Genomic DNA, 18,884 nt, shown 5'->3' on the forward strand with positions numbered 1-18,884 from the left:
TATGCCTGATTGTCTTGACATCGTTTAAAATAAATCGATTCATAAAGGCTGGGCACCATGCTATAATCAGGAAAACGGAGGGGGTGTGACGATGATACTTGAAGTTGCCCATTTGCAGGTCAAACCGGGCACGATTAATGATTTTGAGAGTAGTTTCCGCCAGGCGTCGAAAATCATTTCGCAGATGCGCGGATATCTGGGCCATGAGCTACATAAATGCGTAGAAACCGAGAACAAATATATTCTACTCGTCAAATGGCATTCGATCACCGATCACGAGGTCGGATTTCGACAATCTCCCTGCTATGAGGAATGGAAGGCACTGCTGCACCATTATTACGATCCTTTTCCATTAGTCGAACATTATGTTCAAATTAAATTGGAGACCGGAGTCGTAACAGGAGGTAATGAGAATGAGCATGGAGGAAACTCTGTTTGAGCAGAGCCCAATGGTCGAGAATGGAGAAGAAATCGCTTGAATGGATGGATAGAACAATGGACGAATTGGCTTATTGAAGCCACACAGCTGGGCGGTTTTTCAATTTTACTGATTACGATCCCGCTGGCGCTAATTCAAGGGACAATCGGGATCTTTCCGTTTGCGACCATCGTCTTGCTGCATATTTCTGTTCTTGGCATCGCAGATGGTCTTGTGGCAAGCTGGATTGCCGGGACATCGGCAGGGATGATCGTCTATTTATTATGCGGCTACCTATTCTCCGACTGGTTCAACCGCAAATGGATGAATAAGCTGCAAAAATATGAAAAATGGCAAAGAGGTCTGGAGCGATATGGTGTATGGGCGGTGATCTTTTTGCGTACGCTACCGATTATGCCCAACAATCTGATCTCGTTCATGTCGGCTATATCTAATATGAAGCTGTCTTCCTATACCTGGTCGAATATGGTCGGTAATTTATCAGGCATCTGGTTGTATGGGATATTAAGCGCTTCGGTTATCTTCCCGGATACCGATCTTCGCAAGCTTATTATTAGCTATGTTGTGTTCCTCGTCGTACTGAGCATTATATTCTGGATCAGGAACCGGAATATGATCAAGCATGATCACAGCATGACGGTATAAGCGGATAGTAGAAAAAGAAATGTAGTGAGTGGAGAGTGGGCAACTTGAGTGCAACGAATACTGTAGAGAAGGCGAAGACGCGGAAGCTGCTCTTTAGCGCCGGCTTCAGTTGGATGTTCGACGCCATGGATATTGGAATTATATCATTCATCGCCGCTGCCCTGGCGGCGGATTGGGGGCTGAATCCGCAGCAGACAGGCCTATTCACCAGCATTAACTCGATCGGGATGGTGTTCGGGGCTGCACTGGCTGGTCTTGCCGCTGATAGATTCGGCCGCAAGGCGGTTCTGCTCTGGACACTGGTGATCTTCGCTGTGGCGAGTGGCCTGTCCGCAGCAGCAACGGGATTTGCCATTCTATGCGTGCTCCGGTTTATCGCCGGGATCGGGCTTGGCGGCGAGCTTCCCGTGGCCTCTACCCTGGTGTCGGAATCCGTACCGGCGAAGGATCGAGGGCGTGCGGTGGTCCTGCTTGAGAGCTTCTGGGCTATCGGCTGGATTCTGTCTGCGCTGATCGCTTATTTTGTAATCCCGCCTTATGGGTGGAGGACCGCCTTTGTGATTGGTGCCGTACCGGTGGTGTACGCGCTGTACCTGCGCAAATCGATCGAGGACCCGCCGCGATTCATCGCTCAGGCCGATACGATGAGACAGAGATTCTCGATGGGCGAGAAGCTGCGTTCCGTATGGTCTTATCCGCATCGCCGTTCCACGATTATGCTGTGGATTCTATGGTTTACCGTCGTGTTCTCCTATTATGGCATGTTCCTGTGGCTGCCCTCGGTCATGGTGCTGAAGGGCTTCAGTCTCGTCAAGAGCTTCGAATATGTGTTGATCATGACATTGGCTCAGCTGCCAGGGTATTTCACTGCGGCTTATTTCATTGAGAAATTTGGTCGCAAATTTGTGCTGGTGCTGTATCTCGTCTTGACCGCAGCGAGCGCGGCCTGGTTCGGGAGCGCAACGACGGAAGGGATGTTGATCGCTTCCGGCATCTGCCTATCCTTCTTCAACCTTGGCGCTTGGGGCGGCATGTATGCCTATACGCCTGAGCTGTACCCCACGAAGGTCCGCTCGACCGGTGTCGGCTTTGCCGCTTCCTTCGGACGGGTCGGCGGGGTAATCGCCCCATTCCTAGTCGGCTGGCTGGTGGCTCGTGATGTCCCGATCAGCTCGATCTTCTGGCTGTTCTTCGTCACGGTTCTGATCGGCGCGATCGCTGTGCTATGGCTGGGCACCGAGACGAAGGGCAAGGAACTGGTGGATTAGCACTATAGAGTTTCATGAAATAGGTCCGGTAGCGCTGATGGCTGCGCATACCGGACCTATTTGTAACTTGTAACGAAACTGGGCATCGCTATTTGCGTCAAAAGAAGCGATTTAAATATCTAACGAAACTGGATATCGCTATTGGGGCAGGAAAGGGGTTAAATGGCCGTTTTTACCCCAATAGCGATATGGTGTTTCTTTAGATTTCTGTGGGTGCTGATTTTGCGAAAATAACGATATGGAGTTTCGTTAGAGCTTCGAGAGAGACTGAGCAACGCTTTTTCTCGTTATTATCGGGTTAGTTGGCTCTGCTCCAGGCTCTCACCGGGCTGTAAGGCGTGGCCGGATATGCCCTGCTTCTCCAATTGAGCGGTGAACAGAGGGCCATCCTGCTTGATGATATCAAAGGTGTTGTAGTGGATGGGAACGACATGCTTGGCGCCGATCCATTCGGCAGCGAGCAGTGCGTCTTCCGGACCCATGGTGAAGAAATCCCCGATCGGCAGGAAGGCGAGGTCAATGTGATGCTTGCTTCCGATCAGCTTCATATCACTGAACAGGGCTGTATCGCCGCTATGATATAGGGTAAATCCGTCTATGTTAAGCACGATTCCTGCGGCGACACCAAGGTACAAATTAGTCCCGTTCACTTCGACGGAAGAGCTGTGCAGAGCAGGAGTGAAGGTCAGCTTGCCGAATGGGAAGTTGTACGAGCCTCCCAGATTCATGCCAGTTACTTGCAGACCTTTTTGTTGGAAGAAATCAGCAAGCTCTACAATGGCAATAATCGGGGCTCCGGTTCTTCTGGCGATGGTCTCGGCGTCCCCGATATGGTCCGAATGTCCGTGAGTAAGCAGAATGTAGTCGGCCTCGATATCCTCGGCTTTAACGGCAGCCTTCGGGTTTCCTGTCAGGAAAGGATCGATGATCAGGCGGTAGTCGCCAGTATCCAAATATACACCTGAATGTCCCAGATACGTTAATTTCATAAATATCGCTCCTTATTGCTAAATTAAGATCTATATCTCTATTATAGCTATAGCGGATCGCTTTCCAAAGTCTGAAGCTAGATTAAAAAAATACTACAAAATGGAGTATGCGCCCCGAAAAAATCTGTTGTATTGTCGGTACAACAGGTTTTTCGGGGCGCATTTTTCACTATATTCTGTTGCACATATCGAACTCGGGCTAATGAAGAAGGGGGAAGAAGGCATGGCGCAGATGGATGCAGATATATCGAGGCTGCAAGAACAGGAAGAAGACACGCTTCATGGCAAGTATGCAAATTTCATGAGAGAAGCAGAGCATTTCAATAACAGTGTTTACGACAGAAGGGGAGTGTGGCTATGAAAAAGCAGCTCAAAGACATCAACAATAAGAAAGTAAATAGAGGGCTGATGAAGAATCTTACCATCAACATGAAGCTGATCGTGAGCTTCGGGATCGTATTGTTATTAATGCTGTCTACTGTGGGGGTTAGTATCGGTGCGGATCAAGTATCGAGCGGAGCTCAGGCTCTTGCTGTAGGCTCGACAGAGCAGGCCTCCGCTGTAGAGGAGTTGAATGCGTCCATCAGCAGAGTTGCGGAACAGGCGGTGGAGAATTCAGCAAGCGTGAGAATGGCGACGCAATATGTTGAGCAGACCAAGGCGGATATCAACGTATGTGCTCGCTCCATTTCTCCAAGGCATGTAATTATTCCGCGATCAAAAACTTTAAAAACGTGAAACAGCCTTTACTTTTTATACGAGATGGTCTAACATAATACACAAGTTTCTTTAAGGAAACATTTTTTCTTAATAATAAAATAATTGGAGGAGGGAAAGACATGCCCCAAACTGTAGATGTTAGCAATCTGTACATATCGTACTACGGGAAAGAAGTCATCAAGAATGTAAGCTTCTCGCTGCAAACCGGCAAGCTCGTTGGAATCCTCGGACCGAATGGGGCGGGTAAGTCGACTTTGATGAAGGCGATGCTTAATCTCATCCCCCGTGATGGTGGAGAGGTTACGCTGGGAGGACAGCCGCTCACCTCGATGCGCAAGAAAATCGCCTATGTACCGCAGCGTTCGAATATCGATTGGGACTTCCCGATTATCGTGAAGGATACGGTGCTGCTAGGGACATTTCCGACCCTGGGCTTACTGCGGTGGCCGAAGAAGAGGGATAGGGAATGGGCGTTGGAATGTCTTCGCAAGGTGGGTATGGAGCAATTCATGCACAATCAGATCGGCGAGCTGTCCGGCGGTCAGCAGCAGCGGGTATTCCTGGCACGTGCGCTGGCCCAGAAGGCGGAATATTTCTTCCTTGACGAGCCCTTCGTCGGGATTGATGTTGCCAGTGAGACCGTCATTATCGATATTTTGAAGTCGCTACGGGATGAGGGGAAGACGGTATTCGTCGTGCATCATGACTTAAGCAAGGTGGAGAGTTATTTCGATGATCTGATCTTGATGGATAAAGAGCTGATCGGCTGTGGACCAGTGGATGACGTCTTCCGTCCGGAATTGATGCAGGAGGCATATCAGATACCGTTTCCGATGTTAGGGAAATTGGGGGTTGGCATGTAATGGAATTTATACATGATTTAATAGCTTATGAATTTTTGCAACGAGCCTTTGTTACTTCGATTGTGGTTGGTATTATATGCGGCGTGATCGGGTGTTTTATCGTATTGCGCGGAATGGCGCTGATGGGGGACGCTATCTCTCATGCTGTTCTGCCAGGCGTGGCCATCTCATATATGCTGGGAATCAATTATTTCTATGGGGCGATTGTCTCCGGAATACTGACTGCGCTGGGGATCGGGGTCATTAATCAGAATAGCCGCGTCAAGAATGATTCTTCCATCGGGCTGGTGTTCTCCGCCGCCTTCGCTCTCGGTATCATCCTGATTACGATCGCCAAGAGCGCGACGGACCTGACACAGATTCTGTTCGGAAATGTTCTGTCGGTTCGGGCGTCGGATATGTGGCTGACGGTTGCCGTGGGAGCCATCGTGCTGCTGGCGGTTCTACTCTTCTATAAAGAATTGCTAGTCTCCAGCTTCGATGAGACTATGGCTGCGGCCTATGGCTTGAAGACACGTCTTATTCACTATTCGATTATGGTACTGCTGACCCTTGTCACAGTAGCATCCCTGCAGACGGTAGGCGTTATTTTGGTCGTCTCCATGCTGATTACGCCAGCGTCTACGGCATATCTGCTGACGAATAGACTATCCACGATGATCGGTCTCGCCATGTTCTTCGGGGCTCTATCTTCGATGATCGGCCTTTATGTCAGCTTTCTCTATAATCTGCCATCCGGACCAGTCATCGCATTGGCGACGACATCTATCTTCTTGCTCGCGTTCCTGTTCTCTCCGAGGCAGGGAGTCCTTGGGCGCAAGCTGAAGATCAATAAGCGGAGAATGGCTGTTGGTAAGTAAGGAAGTAATAACGGAATTGGGGAAATTGGAATAATTAAGATTATATTTTAAGGAGTATAGGATAATGAAAATGTTTAAAAGATTGATGTTATTACCAGCGCTCGCGGCGCTGTTGGTGCTGGCCGCGTGCGGGCAAGCGAATTCAGGCAAGGACTCTGGGGCAACGCCTGCCTCTGCAAATGCAGGATCAGACTCAACCAACTCAAGCAAGGAAGCTCTACTTAAGGTGGTTACATCCTTCACGATTCTTGAAGATTTCGCAAGAGAAATCGGCGGTGAGGATGTCGAGGTTCATAACCTGGTACCGACGGGCACAGACCCGCATGAGTATGAACCATTGCCTGAGGATATCAAGAAAGCAACGGACGCGGATGTCCTTTTCTATAATGGCTTGAATCTGGAAGGCGGGAAGAGCGGCTGGTTCTTCAAAATGATTGAGTCCGTCGGTCAAAAAGAGGAGAATGTATTCAACCTGACCGAGCGCGTTGAGCCGATGTATATCGGCGGCAAGGATGGTCATGAGGAAGAAATTAACCCGCACGCCTTCATCGACCCTGCGGTCGGTGTCAAGATGGCTGAGGATATGCGGGACGCTCTGATGAAGAAGGACCCGGCGCGCAAGGATAATTACCAGAAGCGGGCGGATGAGTATATCGGCAAGCTCAAAGATCTTGACAAGGAATATGAAGCTAAGATCAATTCCATTCCGGAAGAGAATCGCATCCTCGTGACTAGCGAACGCGCATTCCAATATATGACGACCCACTATGGATTGAAGGAAGCGTATATTTGGGAGATTGATACGGAGGAGAACGGTTCGCCGACCCAGATCAAATCATTGGTTGAATTTATCAAGGAGCATAAAGTACCAGTTCTCTTTATTGAATCCAATGTGGACCCACGCCCGATGGAGACAGTCTCGAATGAAACTGGCGTACGCATCGCCGAGAAGCGGATCTATTCCGATGAAATCGGACAGCCGGGAGAAGAAGTGGACACGTATATCAAATATTTGAATTATAATCTTGAACTCATGCATAGTGAATTAAGTAAATCATAAAAGGATGGATGGGGTGCGTTTTCGATCCACTCGCAAGTGGAACGCACTGGCTTGAAGCATCAACTGACGGTAGGCGGCGAGCCTGATCGCAATTCAGAAAAGGGGGGAGAGCATGCGAACCCCAGGTATGGAGGATCATCTCGAACAGTCCAATAAGCCTCCAAAATAAAAAGTTGGGCGGAGAAACGTCATGTTTTCCGTCCAACTTTTTTGTGGGCCAAAGCCACAATCCCAAACTCAGTGTGAACCTCCTCTAGCCCCCGCAAGGAGATCCGGCGGAACGAGCCAGGACTTCCACTGACATGCGGTCAAAAATGCCCGTTAGAGCATGAAAACAACAACTACGCTTTTCTAACGGACACTTTTGACCCTTAGAAGCATAAAATGCAATTTCTCGCGACAAATCCCCTTGTAATGGACATTAATGTCTGTTACAAGGGCGGGATGCCCCAGAATCAACGCTAACGGACAATGATGTCCGTTAGCGTTAATCCGGCCAGAACAGGGAGATGTTCACATTTTTGAACACGCAAAAGGGGCGTTTCCAAGTCGGAAGCTCGACTTTTGAGACAGCCCCTTAAGCTTGCGCGACGGAGAGTAACTTATTTACTGCTGCTACCTGCCTGATTACCTCGCAACTACCTAACTATTGTGCAAAGAGTTCCCTCACCCCCACCGAACTACTACTGAAGACGCGGGCGAAAACTGCAAAAATGCAGGTATTCTTCCCACAAGCCACCTGTTCTGAGTGAATTACTGCCTATTTGCAGGCTTTCTAGTGTATGTGTACGGCGTCCCTCTCATATTGCCAAGCCAGAATGATCAAAAGCCGAGCGAAAAAGAGATATATCGTGAATTAGCGAGATAGTGATGAATGTAAGCGATATATTTTCGAGTTGCATTTATTTAAGTCATTTTTTGGCAGGGAAGCTGACTTTACAGCTTATCACAGCAGCGTTATGATTCAATCCAGAATATATCAAATTGAACCGATTTCTGATCGCTTAATCTCCGGATCACTCCGGAGAACGGGGGAACCAACCGGGCATGCCGTCATCTGATGATCATCGCGGCCTGCTCATTATCTGAATTGCCCAAGACGGTGTGAGAGCCATCGAACGGCAATTCGGATCGGGGTGAATCTTGAAGGGAGACCATGGACTCCCTTCAGGTAGGGCGACTCTCACCGCCCGAATCCGTCAGCTAACCTCGTCAGCGTGGATATGGGAGAGGAAGGGTGACTGCGCGCCGCAATCGATTGGGCCACAGAGGACCGTTAGCCTCTGTGGCTTTTTATGCGTAAATTTGAAAAACAACTGAAAAAAATCCATAAAAACGAATCGCTGAATGCCGTCCTATGTGGCGGCAGCGGGGGAACCAACGAATGACGAAGCCAGCTTGTGCTCGGCCCGACCGAGCATACACACAGACGAGCTTCATGGGGTGAATCCTTGGAAGAATGATACTTCCCAAGGTAGGGCGACTTCCACGCCCGAATCCGACAGCTAACCTCGCAAGCGTTCAGGAAGAAGCAACCACCAAGAGCCAGTATTGTGGTCTAGGACTGACCATACTATGGAGCCGTGGGGAAGGTTACTATCTTTCCTGCGGCTTCTTTTGTGTTGTCTGCTTCATATCCAAGGAGGCGTAATCAAATGAAGGAAGGATATATTCTGGTGGCTGCGCCAAATTCGGTGGGCCTGAAGTTCATTCTGCTCTTAATCGCGAGGAAATACAATTTCATCGTCCTTGTCAATAACAAGAGGGAGGAGAGCCTTCTCCGTAAAATTGGCGTCCAGCATGTGCTGCGGATGAAGACGGGTGATGAAGAGAGCTGGATTGCTCCGCCTTTTCCGGTGGGCCGCTGTTATATTTTTGAACTAAGTCTGACACTGACCTGCCGTTATTTGCAGATTTGCCGTCGCTGGAGCGCTGACCCGATCTTCATCATTACTCCTAACCGGAGTCCGCGCATGATCTACAAAGGGTTGGGTGCCAGCTATGTCATACATTCGGTAACTGGTGAGGTTGGATTTCTGCTTGGTGCAGGCCCAGAGCTTGAGCTCTGAAGATCGTATAAGGATGATGGGGTGAGTTATATGGATTATTTAGAAATGCTAGTCGTGATCGGCGTGATTCTATTACTGGTGAAGCCGGTCGGAACTTATATATATCATGTGTTCTCGAATGTGCCGAATCGCAGTGATCGAATTTTTGGCGGGATGGAAAATCTCATATTCAAGCTAGCTGGCTACAGACAGCGTGAAGGGATGGACTGGAAGAAGTATATGGTCAGTCTCTTGGCCTCGAATACGGTGCTGATGACGATCTGCTTCATACTATTAAGCTTGCAGCAGTGGCTGCCTTGGAATCCGGATCGCATAGGGGGAATGGAGCCGAGCTTGGCATTCAATACGGTAATCAGCTTCATGACCAACACGAATCTGCAGCATTATAGTGGTGAGACGGGGCTAAGCTACCTCTCGCAAATGATGGTTATTACGATGATGATGTTCACCTCGGCTGCGACGGGGCTATGCATCGCGATTGCCTTTATCCGTGGGATCACGGGGACGGGCAAGCTACTGGGGAATTTCTTCGTGGACTTTGTCAAGGCAATCGTCCGCATCCTGCTGCCCGCAGCTCTGATCGTTACCTTGCTGCTGGTTGCGCTGCAGGTTCCACAGACGCTGGAGCCAGCCGCCGCTATTCACACCTTGGAAGGATCGGTACAGCGGATTGCGCTCGGTCCTGTTGCCTCGCTGGAATCGATCAAGCATCTGGGAACGAATGGGGGCGGATTCTTCGGCGCCAATTCATCCCATCCGTTCGAGAATCCGAGCGGATTGACGAATGCCATCGAGATTTGGTCGATGTGGGTGATCAGCGCTTCGCTGCCTTATACATTCGGCTTGTTCGCACGGAATAAGAAGCAGGGCTGGGTTATTTTTACGGCGATGTTCATTCTGTTTGTCGCTTTTCTGTCTCTGGTCTATTTCAGTGAGCAAGCGGGGAATCCGCTGATCCATACCCTTGGCGTCGATGCGTCACAAGGAAATATGGAGGGCAAAGAGGTACGCTTCGGGGTTGCCGGCTCGGCGTTATTCACGGCAGTGACAACCGCTGCGACGACGGGCAGTGTTAACAATATGCATGATACGCTCACACCGCTGGGCGGCTTGGCCGCTCTGGTGCAGATGATGCTGAATGTAGTGTTCGGCGGCAAGGGCGTCGGTCTTATGAACATGATGATGTACGCCATACTGGGGGTGTTTATTTGCGGCTTGATGGTCGGCAGGACACCGGAATTTCTCGGCAAAAAAATCGAAGCCAAGGAGATGAAGCTGATCGCCATCGCGATCCTGATTCATCCGTTCATCGTGCTCGTACCTACCGCAATTAGCGCCATGACCGGACTTGGCTATGGGGCTGTGACAAATCCAGGCTATCATGGGTTAACCCAAATGCTGTATGAATATGCCTCTTCGGCGGCCAATAACGGATCGGGCTTCGAGGGGCTGGCGGATAATACGCCTTACTGGAATATCATGACCGGGTTCGTGATGCTGCTGGGCCGGTATGTCTCTATGATAGCCTTGCTCGGGGTAGCCGGTTCCTTGATGGGCAAGGAGCCAGTTGCTGAGTCGATCGGCACACTGCGAACAGATAATAAGCTATTTACCGGAATTTTGATCGGAACGGTCTTACTGATCGGGGCATTAACGTTCCTGCCGGTCATTGCAGCCGGGCCTGTCGCCGAATTTCTAACTTTAAAATAATGAACAAAGAGGTGTGCCAAATATGAGCACTCAGCGTAAATCGATACTAAGCGGAAGAATGGTGCAACGGGCCATTCTGGACAGCTTCAGGAAGCTGAATCCTGTCATGATGATCAAGAATCCGGTGATGTTCGTTGTAGAACTCGGCGCGATGCTCGTCCTGCTGCAGATGCTGCTGCCAGGGATACTTGGGAGGAGCAGTCATACGGGATTCAATATTGCCGTTTTCGTGATTTTGCTAATCACGATCTTATTCGCGAATTTCGCCGAGGCTCTGGCCGAAGGAAGAGGGAAGGCTCAGGCGGACCATCTGAAGAAGACGAAGCAGCAGGTCATGGCTAATAAGCGGGTAGGCGGCGGCTTGCGTAGCGTTCCTTCTACGGAACTCCGTAAGGAGGATATCGTCGTTGTCTCCCAAGGTGAAATGATTCCCGGGGATGGTGAAATCATCGAAGGCTTGGCCTCGGTGGATGAATCGGCGATCACGGGGGAATCCGCTCCTGTAATAAAAGAAGCTGGCGGGGATTTTTGCTCGGTAACAGGGGGGACGCTGGTCGTCAGCGATAGCATCGTCGTTCGTATTACGAACGATCCGGGGGAATCCTTCATCGACCGGATGATCTCATTGGTCAAAGGCGCGAAGCGGCAGAGGACGCCGAATGAAATTGCGCTGGGCACTCTGCTTGCCGTGTTAACGGTTATCTTCTTGATCGTCGTCTTCACATTGAAGCCGATCGCTGACTATTTAAATATTGAGCTGGAGACGGCGGTGCTTATCTCCCTTCTCGTCTGCCTGATTCCGACGACGATTGGCGGACTGCTGTCGGCGATCGGGATCGCTGGCATGGACCGGGTTACCCAATACAATGTGCTGGCGATGTCGGGCAAAGCGGTCGAAGCGGCCGGGGATGTCAATACGATGATTCTCGATAAGACAGGAACTATAACGTACGGCAACCGGATGGCGGCTGAACTTCTGCCTGTCGGAGCTGGGACAGAGGCTGAGTTGGCCAATTGGGCCGCGATCTCTTCGCAATTTGATGAGACGCCGGAAGGGCGCTCGGTGCTCGCATTATTGCGGGAGCGGGGCCTAATCTATGATGAACTGTTAGCCCGTTCAGGAGATAGTATCGAATTCAAGGCGGAGACGCGGATGAGCGGCGTTGATCTGCCGGATGGCCGCAGGGTGCGTAAAGGAGCGGTCGATGCGATCCGTCGCTGGGTTGCGGAACAGAGCGGGCAGATTCCGGATGATCTGGAGGCTGTGACCCATCGAGTGGCGGTTGCGGGCGGAACCCCGCTGGCGGTCGCTGTTGATGCAGTAATCTATGGAGTTATCTATTTAAAAGATACGGTTAAACCGGGGATGAAGGAGCGGTTCGAGCAATTACGAAAAATGGGCATCCGCACGATTATGTGTACCGGCGATAATCCGCTGACAGCGGCGACCATCGCTCAGGAAGCGGGGGTCGATGATTATATTGCCGAATGCAAGCCTGAGGACAAAATCGATGTGATCCGCCGGGAACAGGCCGCTGGGAAATTGGTGGCGATGACCGGAGATGGCACCAATGATGCTCCGGCATTAGCTCAAGCGGATGTGGGGCTGGCCATGAACAGTGGAACGGTATCCGCGAAGGAGGCGGCCAATATGGTCGATCTCGATTCGGACCCTTCCAAGCTGATCGAGGTCGTAGGCATCGGCAAGCAGCTGCTTATGACCCGCGGGGCGCTGACTACGTTCAGTATCGCTAATGATATTGCTAAATATTTTGCCATTCTCCCGGCGATGTTCATGCTGGCGATCCCGCAGATGAGTGTGCTCAATGTGATGAAGCTCGGCTCTCCGCTCTCGGCGGTTCTCTCGGCCTTAATCTTCAATGCGGTGATTATTCCGCTGTTGATTCCGATTGCCATGCGCGGGGTGAAGTACCGGCCGATGAGCTCGCAGCGTCTGCTTAGCAGAAATTTACTGATTTACGGCTTGGGCGGGGTTGTGGCTCCCTTTATCGGTATTAAATTGATTGATCTGTTCGTGCATTTATGGATCTAAACTAAGTTACCTGGAAAGGAAGTTATCAAGATGGATGTTAAATATACACATCAATCATTATCATCATATACAGGCGCGGCATTATCGGCATTATGGGTTGGTCTGCGTTTTAGTCTTATTCTGATCGTCCTGTGCGGTATGATCTATCCGTTAGTAAGTACCGGACTGGCACAATTATTATTCCCTTGGCAGGCTGGGGGGAGCTTGATCAAGAATAGCTCGGGAACTGTAGTCGGTTCGGAGCTGATCGGTCAATCCTTTCAGGACCCGAAATTATTCCAGGGCCGAGTATCCAGCATCGAATATGACGGAGCAGGGTCAGGTTCTATGAACTATGCGCCTTCCAACCCGCAGCTTATGCTTCGTATGCAGGCATCGCTGGAGAAGTGGGAGATGAATAACCCGGAAGTGGCACTAAATCAGTTGCCTATCGACCTCATTAGCAATTCAGGCTCGGGGCTGGACCCGCATATAACGCCGCAAGCCGCTGAAGTACAGATTCCCCGCATCAGCAGCTTGACAGGAATTTCGGTTCAGAAATTGAACTCATTAATAGACGATGCGACTACCGGACGGGACCTCGGCCTCTTCGGCGAGCCTAGAGTCAATGTATTGAAGCTGAATCTGGCGCTGCAGGAGCTAATAGCGGTAACGAAGCAATGATCAGATCCGATGAATAACAAGCGGAGGATGAGGAGCGACGATGACTTACCGGAGGAGGACGCCTGAAGAAATTCTACATTATATAGAACAAATTCAGCGCGGCAAGCTGAAGGTGCTGATCGGTGCGGCTAGTGGCACCGGCAAAACATATCATATGCTCCGTGAGGGACAGCTTCTAAGATCACAAGGTATAGATGTGATTGCCTGCGCGGTGACGACTTCACAGCGGGAAGCTACAATGGAACAGCTCGAAGGGCTGGAATGCTTGCCGAGCATTCATTGGATGAAGGAGGGCAGGGTACGGGAGGATCTGCCGCTGGAACGCATTCTGCAGCGCAACCCTGAGGTCATGCTCGTGGATAACCTCGCTCATCGCAACCGGGAGGGGGCACAGAATGCGACCCGACTGGAGGATATCCGCTTCCTGATGAATCACGGAATCAGCGTGATTACAACGATCAATGTATATGAGCTGGCCGGGGCGGATCGAATTGCTCAGGAGCATACCGGAATCCGGGCGGAGGACACGGTACCCCCGGATACGCTGGATATGGCCGATGAAGTCAGATTGATCGACGTATCGCCGGAGACTTTGTTGAAGCGGATTGAAGCTGGTCTGCTCGGCGAAGAGGTACACCCGGCAATATGCCATAGAGATAATGTGGCGGTTCTGCGCGAGCTATCGCTCCGGCTAATGGCCGATGGGGTAAGCGACATGCTAGATAAACACCGCATGCTGCAGGGGCTTAACGGTCCTTCCGGCGCAGCGGAGCGTATTCTGGTATCCGTGCAGTATCATTGGAACGGGTCGATCTATATTAGACGGGGGCAGCAAATTGCCAAGCGCTTGAACGGAGAGCTTATTGTAGTTGTCTATGTGAAGCCAGGTGTGAAATTGACGCAGGAGCAAGCGGCCTTTAAACGTTCTATAGAGCAGTTATGCGATAAGATCGGAGCAGAGCTGCTTGAGCTGACCTCACTGGGCAGACGCAGGCTAGCGGGACAGCTGGCTGAGCTGGCCGTGGAGCGCAAGATTACAAGGATTGTCATGGGACATTCTAAAATGAGCGCATGGCAGGAGATGAGGAAGGGCTCCATCATTAGAGGGCTGCTGTGTAAGCTGCGGAATACAGACTTATTCCTCGTCGCGGATAGTGCCGAGACGGAAGGGGAGCGTATTATGTCTATGCGCTCAGCGGGATCGGATAGGGGCAGCTCCTTCCGCAGGCCGAGCAACGAGGAAGCGGTCAAACGGACGGAGCATTTACGCAGAGGCTCCTTCAAAATATACATCGGTGCCGCTCCGGGCGTAGGCAAGACTTATACGATGCTGCGGGAAGGCAATCAGCTAAGAGCGAAAGGGATCGATATCGTGGTCGGCTTGCTGGAGACCCACGGCAGGCAGGAGACCGAGGAGCAAATCGGCAGTCTGGAATTGATTCCACGAAGAAAGCTGCTGTATCGGCAAACGGAACTGGAGGAGATGGACACAAGAGCGATAATAGAGAGAAATCCGGAGGTGGTGCTGATCGATGAATTAGCCCACACTAATATTCCGGGTAGTAGATACAAGAAGCGTTACGAAGATATGATGGAGATTCTCGAAGCTGGAATTTCCGTAATCACGACGGTCAATGTGCAGCATCTGGAGAGTCTGAATGATGCGATAGAGCAATTGACAGGAATCCGGGTTCGGGAGCGGGTTCCCGATGCCATTCTACAAATGGCCGATGAAATCGAGCTGATCGACGTAACGCCGCAGATGCTCCGCCAGCGACTGAAGGAAGGGAAAATCTATGCACCAGCCAAGATTGAGCAATCCTTGAATTCGTTCTTCAAGATGGGGAATCTCATCGCGCTTAGAGAACTGGCGCTGCGGGAGCTGGCCGATGATGTTGATGAACGGCTGGAATCCTGGGAGCATAGAACTTCCTTGCGTGGACCGTGGCGCAGGAAGGAGCTGATCTTCGTCTGCATCGATCATTATGCGGAGGCCGAGCGGATGATACGCCGCGGCTTCAGGCTTGCCTACCGCTTGAAAGCTGAATGGTATGTGGCCTGCACGGATTATTGCACTATGCGAGGAAGTTCTGCCGAGCTAGAGCAGATCCAGAGATTAACCGAGCAATTAGGCGGTCGGTTTGAATTGCTGGAGATAAGCCGGCGAACGGAGATCGCCCCGGCTTTTCTGGCAAGGGCTACGGAGCTGGGTGCATCCCAAATGATCATTGGACAGTCCGGGGCTAAAAGGGCGTGCAGGCTGTCCAGAAGCTCAATGTCGATGCGTCTGCTGCGTGGTTCAGCCATGCGCGATGTGCTCATCGTCGCAAGGAGTGAGACTTGATCCGGGACTAGGTCAATGCCCATTCCTCAAAGAAAGCGAAGCCTGCAATTATGCAGGAATTTCTATGAACAGGGGAGGTTGGGAGCTAGGGGCTGTCTCAAAAGTCGATCTTCCGACTTGGAGACGCTCCTTTTGCGTGCCCTAAAATGTGAACATCCCATGTTCTGGCAGGATCAACGCTAACGGACATCATTGTCCGTTAGCGTTGATCCTGTGGCATCCTGCTCTTGTAACGGACAATGATGTCCATTACAGGGGGATTTGTCGCGAGAAATTGCATTTTGTGCTTCTAAGGGTCAAAAGTGTCCGTTAGAAGAGCGAAGTTGTTGTTTTCATGCTCTAACGGTCATTTTTGACCGCTTGTCAGCGGAAAGTCCTGGCTTCGTTCCCTTGACCTGATTTGACCCATCTCGCCACGCAGACATCGAAGGCTGCTAGCAAAAAGATAAAGCAAAAACAGGCCAAGCTGGGTTACCATGTAACCTCACTTGACCTGTTAAAATCTCATAGATAATATAAACTCTTAAAGGGGAACCATAATCTATTTCCGAATTAGACTTGTAATTAATAAAGACTTATGTTAAAATGACGGATAGCCAAAACACAGGCGTTTCCAATGCAATATTAAAACCATATTAGCATAAACGCATTAAATTGTCAAATAGGCACACTACTGGCAGAAATATTGAAAGCGGAGTTATTTTGTTCTTATTTTAGGGTGGGGGTCTGACTGATGGCAGAGGATTTGAAGCATACTGAAGCTTACTTGACAGATGACCTTTCGTTACCTCCTGGAGTTAAAATCGATGATCCAGTCAGAATGTATCTCAAAGAAATAGGACGTGTCCCTTTGTTGTCAGCTGAGGAAGAGATCGAGCTGGCACAGAGAGTGGAACAAGGTGATGAGGAAGCTAAACGCCGTCTGGCGGAAGCAAACCTACGCCTTGTTGTCAGTATCGCGCGTCGCTATGTCGGCCGGGGTATGGTATTTCTCGATTTGATCCAGGAAGGAAATATGGGTCTGATCAAGGCTGTTGAGAAATTTGATTATTCCAAAGGATTTAAATTTAGTACGTATGCGACTTGGTGGATACGTCAGGCCATTACGAGAGCGATTGCTGACCAAGCCCGGACGATTCGGATTCCGGTGCATATGGTTGAGACGATCAATAAGCTGATCCGTGTATCCAGACAATTGCTGCAAGAGATTGGGCGCGAGCCTACGCCGGAAGAAATCGCCGCCGAAATGGATATTTCACCGGAGAAGGTCCGTGAGATTATGAAAATCGCACAGGAGCCTGTATCGCTGGAGACGCCGATCGGTGAGGAGAATGACTCCAATCTGGGCGATTTTATCGAGGATCACGACGCTCTTGCGCCAGCGGATGCCGCTGCGTTCGAGTTATTGCGGGAGCAATTGGAGGAAGTGCTGGATACACTCACTGAACGTGAAGAGAATGTGCTTCGTCTGCGCTTCGGTATGGATGATGGACGTTCGCGTACACTGGAGGAAGTCGGTAAGGAGTTCGGGGTTACGCGGGAGCGGATTCGTCAAATCGAAGCCAAAGCGCTGCGTAAGCTGAGACATCCTAGCCGCAGCAAGCGTCTGAAGGATTTCATGGAATAACCAATTATTTTATATTCATTTGCCATAGAACAGGGCCTGACCTTCTTTGTCAGGTCCTGTTCTATGTTCACGTAGATTAAGCGAAGTGGTCGTTAGACCGCCATCATAGAGCGCAGCGATTTGCCCTGTCTGATCAAGGCATAAGCAAGGTAATGCAATTCACTTTTGAACAAAGGTGTTTTGGTTACTTTGATTTGACGGATCTAGCAGACTTCGCAGGTTTGGTGGATTTGTTGGCGGATTTACATTTGCATTTGCGGCAGGAAATCGTCTTCAGGGCTGCAGCTGACAGGGGATGGGTGTACACATATTGCTTCTGCTTCCCGCGATCTGGCTTCGACAGGCCGTGCTTCCCGCTATCGGCCACTTGGGCGCCGAACACCTTCATGAACCAATCGACGGGGTAAGAGATGGAACGATAACCGTTGTCAGATCCGGCAAAATTGACGGCCGCGGCTTTATTTCCTTTCTTCGTCAGCCAGACAGAGCCTGAATCTCCCGGTAAGGAGACAGGTTTTTTTCCGCGAATGACACTCTGATTCTTGAAAGTGATGGCTCCCAAATTGCCATAATCCCCGTAATTGACCTGAATATCCGTATGAATGGATTCAACGGTGCCTGTCACGATGCCGCTCGTTCGGCCTACCTTCTTGAAGCGATCGCCCACCTTGTATTGCGTAACGTACCCGGGTACTTTGCCGAATACAGCATATGTCGGCTTGACGAGATTCCTTCGCAGCGGACGGGAGATGGCCGCATCTATATAATTCGCCTTTTTCTTTTGAAGCTTGACGTATTTGCTCAAGTATCCGACCAGATCTTGCTTGACGGTTCCTCCATCGGCTCCGCCGGGTTGAATGGTTGCCGAGGGCCGACTCGTATTGCCGTCCACAAGCACATGATTATTGCTAAAGATATAACGGTTATGCCCCCGGGCATCCGTGCTGACGATCAGTCCGGCCGTCCCTGATTCATCCGGTTGTCCAATGCTATAGCCGGCGATGACAGGGCGGATGCGCTTCATAAATTTTCCGCTGTCTACGCCGTTCTTCTTGAAGCCCTTGGAACGTACCACCCGGACAGGGACGCCGGAGATTTTCTTGGCGATTACGGGGGGCGTTTGCCGGGAATGTGTATTTTTACGCTTACGGCCTGCTGCGGTGGCTTTCGCCGGGGTAGCGTAGACGATGACAGCTGCTCCTTTTCCCGGTTTGCCGGGCTCCTTCAGACCGACGCCAATTCCGTGAATTCCCTGCTGCTTCAGCATATGGTTAGCGATACGTTGCTTCAATAAATAGGCTTTGCGAAAACTGGTCAATAGTAGTCACCTTTCTCTCTCGCTTTTTGTTTTATTGTATGCAGGGGGCAAGGCATCTGCCTGCCCAAGCTTGAGCAGCTTGACTCTACATTGAGGTACCGATTGACGCTATAACGTGAATGTAATATAATTTGGTAGTAAATTGAGTGAAACGAATAGGCGATGGAGTTCGCCATAACCGCCATGAAGGCTAATGACTCCTACCAGGAATGGGTATCCTGGTAGGAGTCTGTTTTTTTGAGCTATGGCGGCAGAT

At 50.5% G+C, this 18,884-nt stretch carries 16 protein-coding genes and 3 riboswitches; of the genes, 14 read left to right on the plus strand and 2 right to left on the minus strand.

The window, feature by feature from the left end; all coding sequences use genetic code 11:
• The first annotated feature begins 91 nt into the window (after positions 1–91).
• From BFJ94_RS05130 to BFJ94_RS05140, 3 genes are read left to right on the plus strand one after another with little or no spacing between them, the layout of a single operon-like run.
• Complete coding sequence (locus BFJ94_RS05130; RefSeq protein WP_120461695.1) at positions 92–439, plus strand: antibiotic biosynthesis monooxygenase family protein; 348 nt, start codon at positions 92–94, stop codon at positions 437–439.
• Between the two features lie 36 nt (positions 440–475).
• Positions 476–1,084: a TVP38/TMEM64 family protein gene (locus tag BFJ94_RS05135; protein ID WP_120461696.1), complete on the plus strand. Its 609-nt coding sequence runs from the start codon at positions 476–478 to the stop codon at positions 1,082–1,084.
• A 44-nt stretch (positions 1,085–1,128) separates the two neighbouring features.
• Entirely contained in the window at positions 1,129–2,352 is a 1,224-nt protein-coding gene (locus BFJ94_RS05140; RefSeq protein ID WP_276145663.1) for an MFS transporter, read from the plus strand.
• 290 nt (positions 2,353–2,642) lie between these two features.
• On the opposite strand, the gene BFJ94_RS05145 is transcribed toward BFJ94_RS05140, so the two are convergent.
• On the minus strand, positions 2,643–3,341 hold the full coding sequence (locus BFJ94_RS05145) for a metal-dependent hydrolase (RefSeq protein WP_120461697.1): 699 nt from the start codon (positions 3,339–3,341) through the stop codon (positions 2,643–2,645).
• Between the two features lie 223 nt (positions 3,342–3,564).
• Between BFJ94_RS05145 and BFJ94_RS25305 the strand changes: the two genes are divergently transcribed.
• The 11 genes from BFJ94_RS25305 to rpoD all read left to right on the plus strand — a co-directional run bounded on the left by BFJ94_RS25305 (position 3,565) and on the right by rpoD (position 17,310).
• A complete protein-coding gene (locus BFJ94_RS25305) occupies positions 3,565–3,702 on the plus strand; it encodes a hypothetical protein (RefSeq protein ID WP_162944179.1) in 138 nt (45 codons plus the stop codon).
• Complete coding sequence (locus tag BFJ94_RS05150; protein WP_120461698.1) at positions 3,699–4,079, plus strand: hypothetical protein; 381 nt, start codon at positions 3,699–3,701, stop codon at positions 4,077–4,079. Before BFJ94_RS25305 ends, BFJ94_RS05150 begins: the two co-directional genes overlap by 4 nt.
• Before the next feature lie 101 nt (positions 4,080–4,180).
• Positions 4,181–4,924 carry a metal ABC transporter ATP-binding protein gene (locus BFJ94_RS05155; protein WP_120461699.1) on the plus strand — a complete coding sequence of 248 codons (744 nt, stop codon included), beginning with the start codon at positions 4,181–4,183 and terminating at the stop codon, positions 4,922–4,924.
• The gene (locus BFJ94_RS05160) at positions 4,924–5,784 is read left to right on the plus strand and encodes a metal ABC transporter permease (protein ID WP_120461700.1); all 861 of its coding nucleotides are present in this window, start codon (positions 4,924–4,926) and stop codon (positions 5,782–5,784) included. The genes BFJ94_RS05155 and BFJ94_RS05160 overlap by 1 nt, the downstream gene beginning before the upstream one ends.
• Positions 5,785–5,848: 64 nt before the next feature.
• Complete coding sequence (locus BFJ94_RS05165) at positions 5,849–6,844, plus strand: metal ABC transporter solute-binding protein, Zn/Mn family (protein WP_120461701.1); 996 nt, start codon at positions 5,849–5,851, stop codon at positions 6,842–6,844.
• Between the two features lie 991 nt (positions 6,845–7,835).
• A riboswitch (cyclic di-AMP (ydaO/yuaA leader) is annotated at positions 7,836–8,079 on the plus strand.
• Between the two features lie 96 nt (positions 8,080–8,175).
• Positions 8,176–8,378, plus strand: a riboswitch (cyclic di-AMP (ydaO/yuaA leader).
• A gap of 121 nt (positions 8,379–8,499) precedes the next feature.
• The gene (locus BFJ94_RS05170) at positions 8,500–8,913 is read left to right on the plus strand and encodes a hypothetical protein (RefSeq protein ID WP_120461702.1); all 414 of its coding nucleotides are present in this window, start codon (positions 8,500–8,502) and stop codon (positions 8,911–8,913) included.
• A 30-nt stretch (positions 8,914–8,943) separates the two neighbouring features.
• Positions 8,944–10,623, plus strand: coding sequence for a potassium-transporting ATPase subunit KdpA (kdpA, locus tag BFJ94_RS05175; protein ID WP_120461703.1), 1,680 nt, complete (start codon positions 8,944–8,946; stop codon positions 10,621–10,623).
• A 22-nt stretch (positions 10,624–10,645) separates the two neighbouring features.
• Complete coding sequence (kdpB, locus tag BFJ94_RS05180; RefSeq protein ID WP_120461704.1) at positions 10,646–12,676, plus strand: potassium-transporting ATPase subunit KdpB; 2,031 nt, start codon at positions 10,646–10,648, stop codon at positions 12,674–12,676.
• Between the two features lie 30 nt (positions 12,677–12,706).
• On the plus strand, positions 12,707–13,339 hold the full coding sequence (gene kdpC / locus BFJ94_RS05185; protein WP_120461705.1) for a potassium-transporting ATPase subunit KdpC: 633 nt from the start codon (positions 12,707–12,709) through the stop codon (positions 13,337–13,339).
• A gap of 40 nt (positions 13,340–13,379) precedes the next feature.
• Positions 13,380–15,683 carry a histidine kinase gene (locus tag BFJ94_RS05190; RefSeq protein WP_120461706.1) on the plus strand — a complete coding sequence of 768 codons (2,304 nt, stop codon included), beginning with the start codon at positions 13,380–13,382 and terminating at the stop codon, positions 15,681–15,683.
• A 733-nt stretch (positions 15,684–16,416) separates the two neighbouring features.
• Positions 16,417–17,310 carry an RNA polymerase sigma factor RpoD gene (gene rpoD, locus BFJ94_RS05195; protein ID WP_120461707.1) on the plus strand — a complete coding sequence of 298 codons (894 nt, stop codon included), beginning with the start codon at positions 16,417–16,419 and terminating at the stop codon, positions 17,308–17,310.
• Between the two features lie 184 nt (positions 17,311–17,494).
• Here the strand turns inward: rpoD and BFJ94_RS05200 are convergent, their stop codons facing one another.
• Entirely contained in the window at positions 17,495–18,628 is a 1,134-nt protein-coding gene (locus BFJ94_RS05200) for a chymotrypsin family serine protease (protein WP_188831461.1), read from the minus strand.
• 149 nt (positions 18,629–18,777) lie between these two features.
• Positions 18,778–18,838, plus strand: a riboswitch (Fluoride riboswitch).
• Positions 18,839–18,884: the final 46 nt, after the last annotated feature.

The organism is Paenibacillus aceti (assembly GCF_003614185.1).
GTDB classification, from domain to species: domain Bacteria; phylum Bacillota; class Bacilli; order Paenibacillales; family Paenibacillaceae; genus Fontibacillus; species Fontibacillus aceti.

Coding starts and splice junctions, on each gene's coding strand:
- BFJ94_RS05130 (WP_120461695.1), top strand. CDS start 92: ATGATACTTGAAGTTGCCCATTTGCAGGTCAAACCGGGCACGATTAAT.
- BFJ94_RS05145 (WP_120461697.1), bottom strand. CDS start 3,341: ATGAAATTAACGTATCTGGGACATTCAGGTGTATATTTGGATACTGGC.
- BFJ94_RS25305 (WP_162944179.1), top strand. CDS start 3,565: ATGGCGCAGATGGATGCAGATATATCGAGGCTGCAAGAACAGGAAGAA.
- BFJ94_RS05150 (WP_120461698.1), top strand. CDS start 3,699: ATGAAAAAGCAGCTCAAAGACATCAACAATAAGAAAGTAAATAGAGGG.
- BFJ94_RS05155 (WP_120461699.1), top strand. CDS start 4,181: ATGCCCCAAACTGTAGATGTTAGCAATCTGTACATATCGTACTACGGG.
- BFJ94_RS05160 (WP_120461700.1), top strand. CDS start 4,924: ATGGAATTTATACATGATTTAATAGCTTATGAATTTTTGCAACGAGCC.
- BFJ94_RS05165 (WP_120461701.1), top strand. CDS start 5,849: ATGAAAATGTTTAAAAGATTGATGTTATTACCAGCGCTCGCGGCGCTG.
- BFJ94_RS05170 (WP_120461702.1), top strand. CDS start 8,500: ATGAAGGAAGGATATATTCTGGTGGCTGCGCCAAATTCGGTGGGCCTG.
- kdpA (WP_120461703.1), top strand. CDS start 8,944: ATGGATTATTTAGAAATGCTAGTCGTGATCGGCGTGATTCTATTACTG.
- kdpB (WP_120461704.1), top strand. CDS start 10,646: ATGAGCACTCAGCGTAAATCGATACTAAGCGGAAGAATGGTGCAACGG.
- kdpC (WP_120461705.1), top strand. CDS start 12,707: ATGGATGTTAAATATACACATCAATCATTATCATCATATACAGGCGCG.
- BFJ94_RS05190 (WP_120461706.1), top strand. CDS start 13,380: ATGACTTACCGGAGGAGGACGCCTGAAGAAATTCTACATTATATAGAA.
- rpoD (WP_120461707.1), top strand. CDS start 16,417: ATGGCAGAGGATTTGAAGCATACTGAAGCTTACTTGACAGATGACCTT.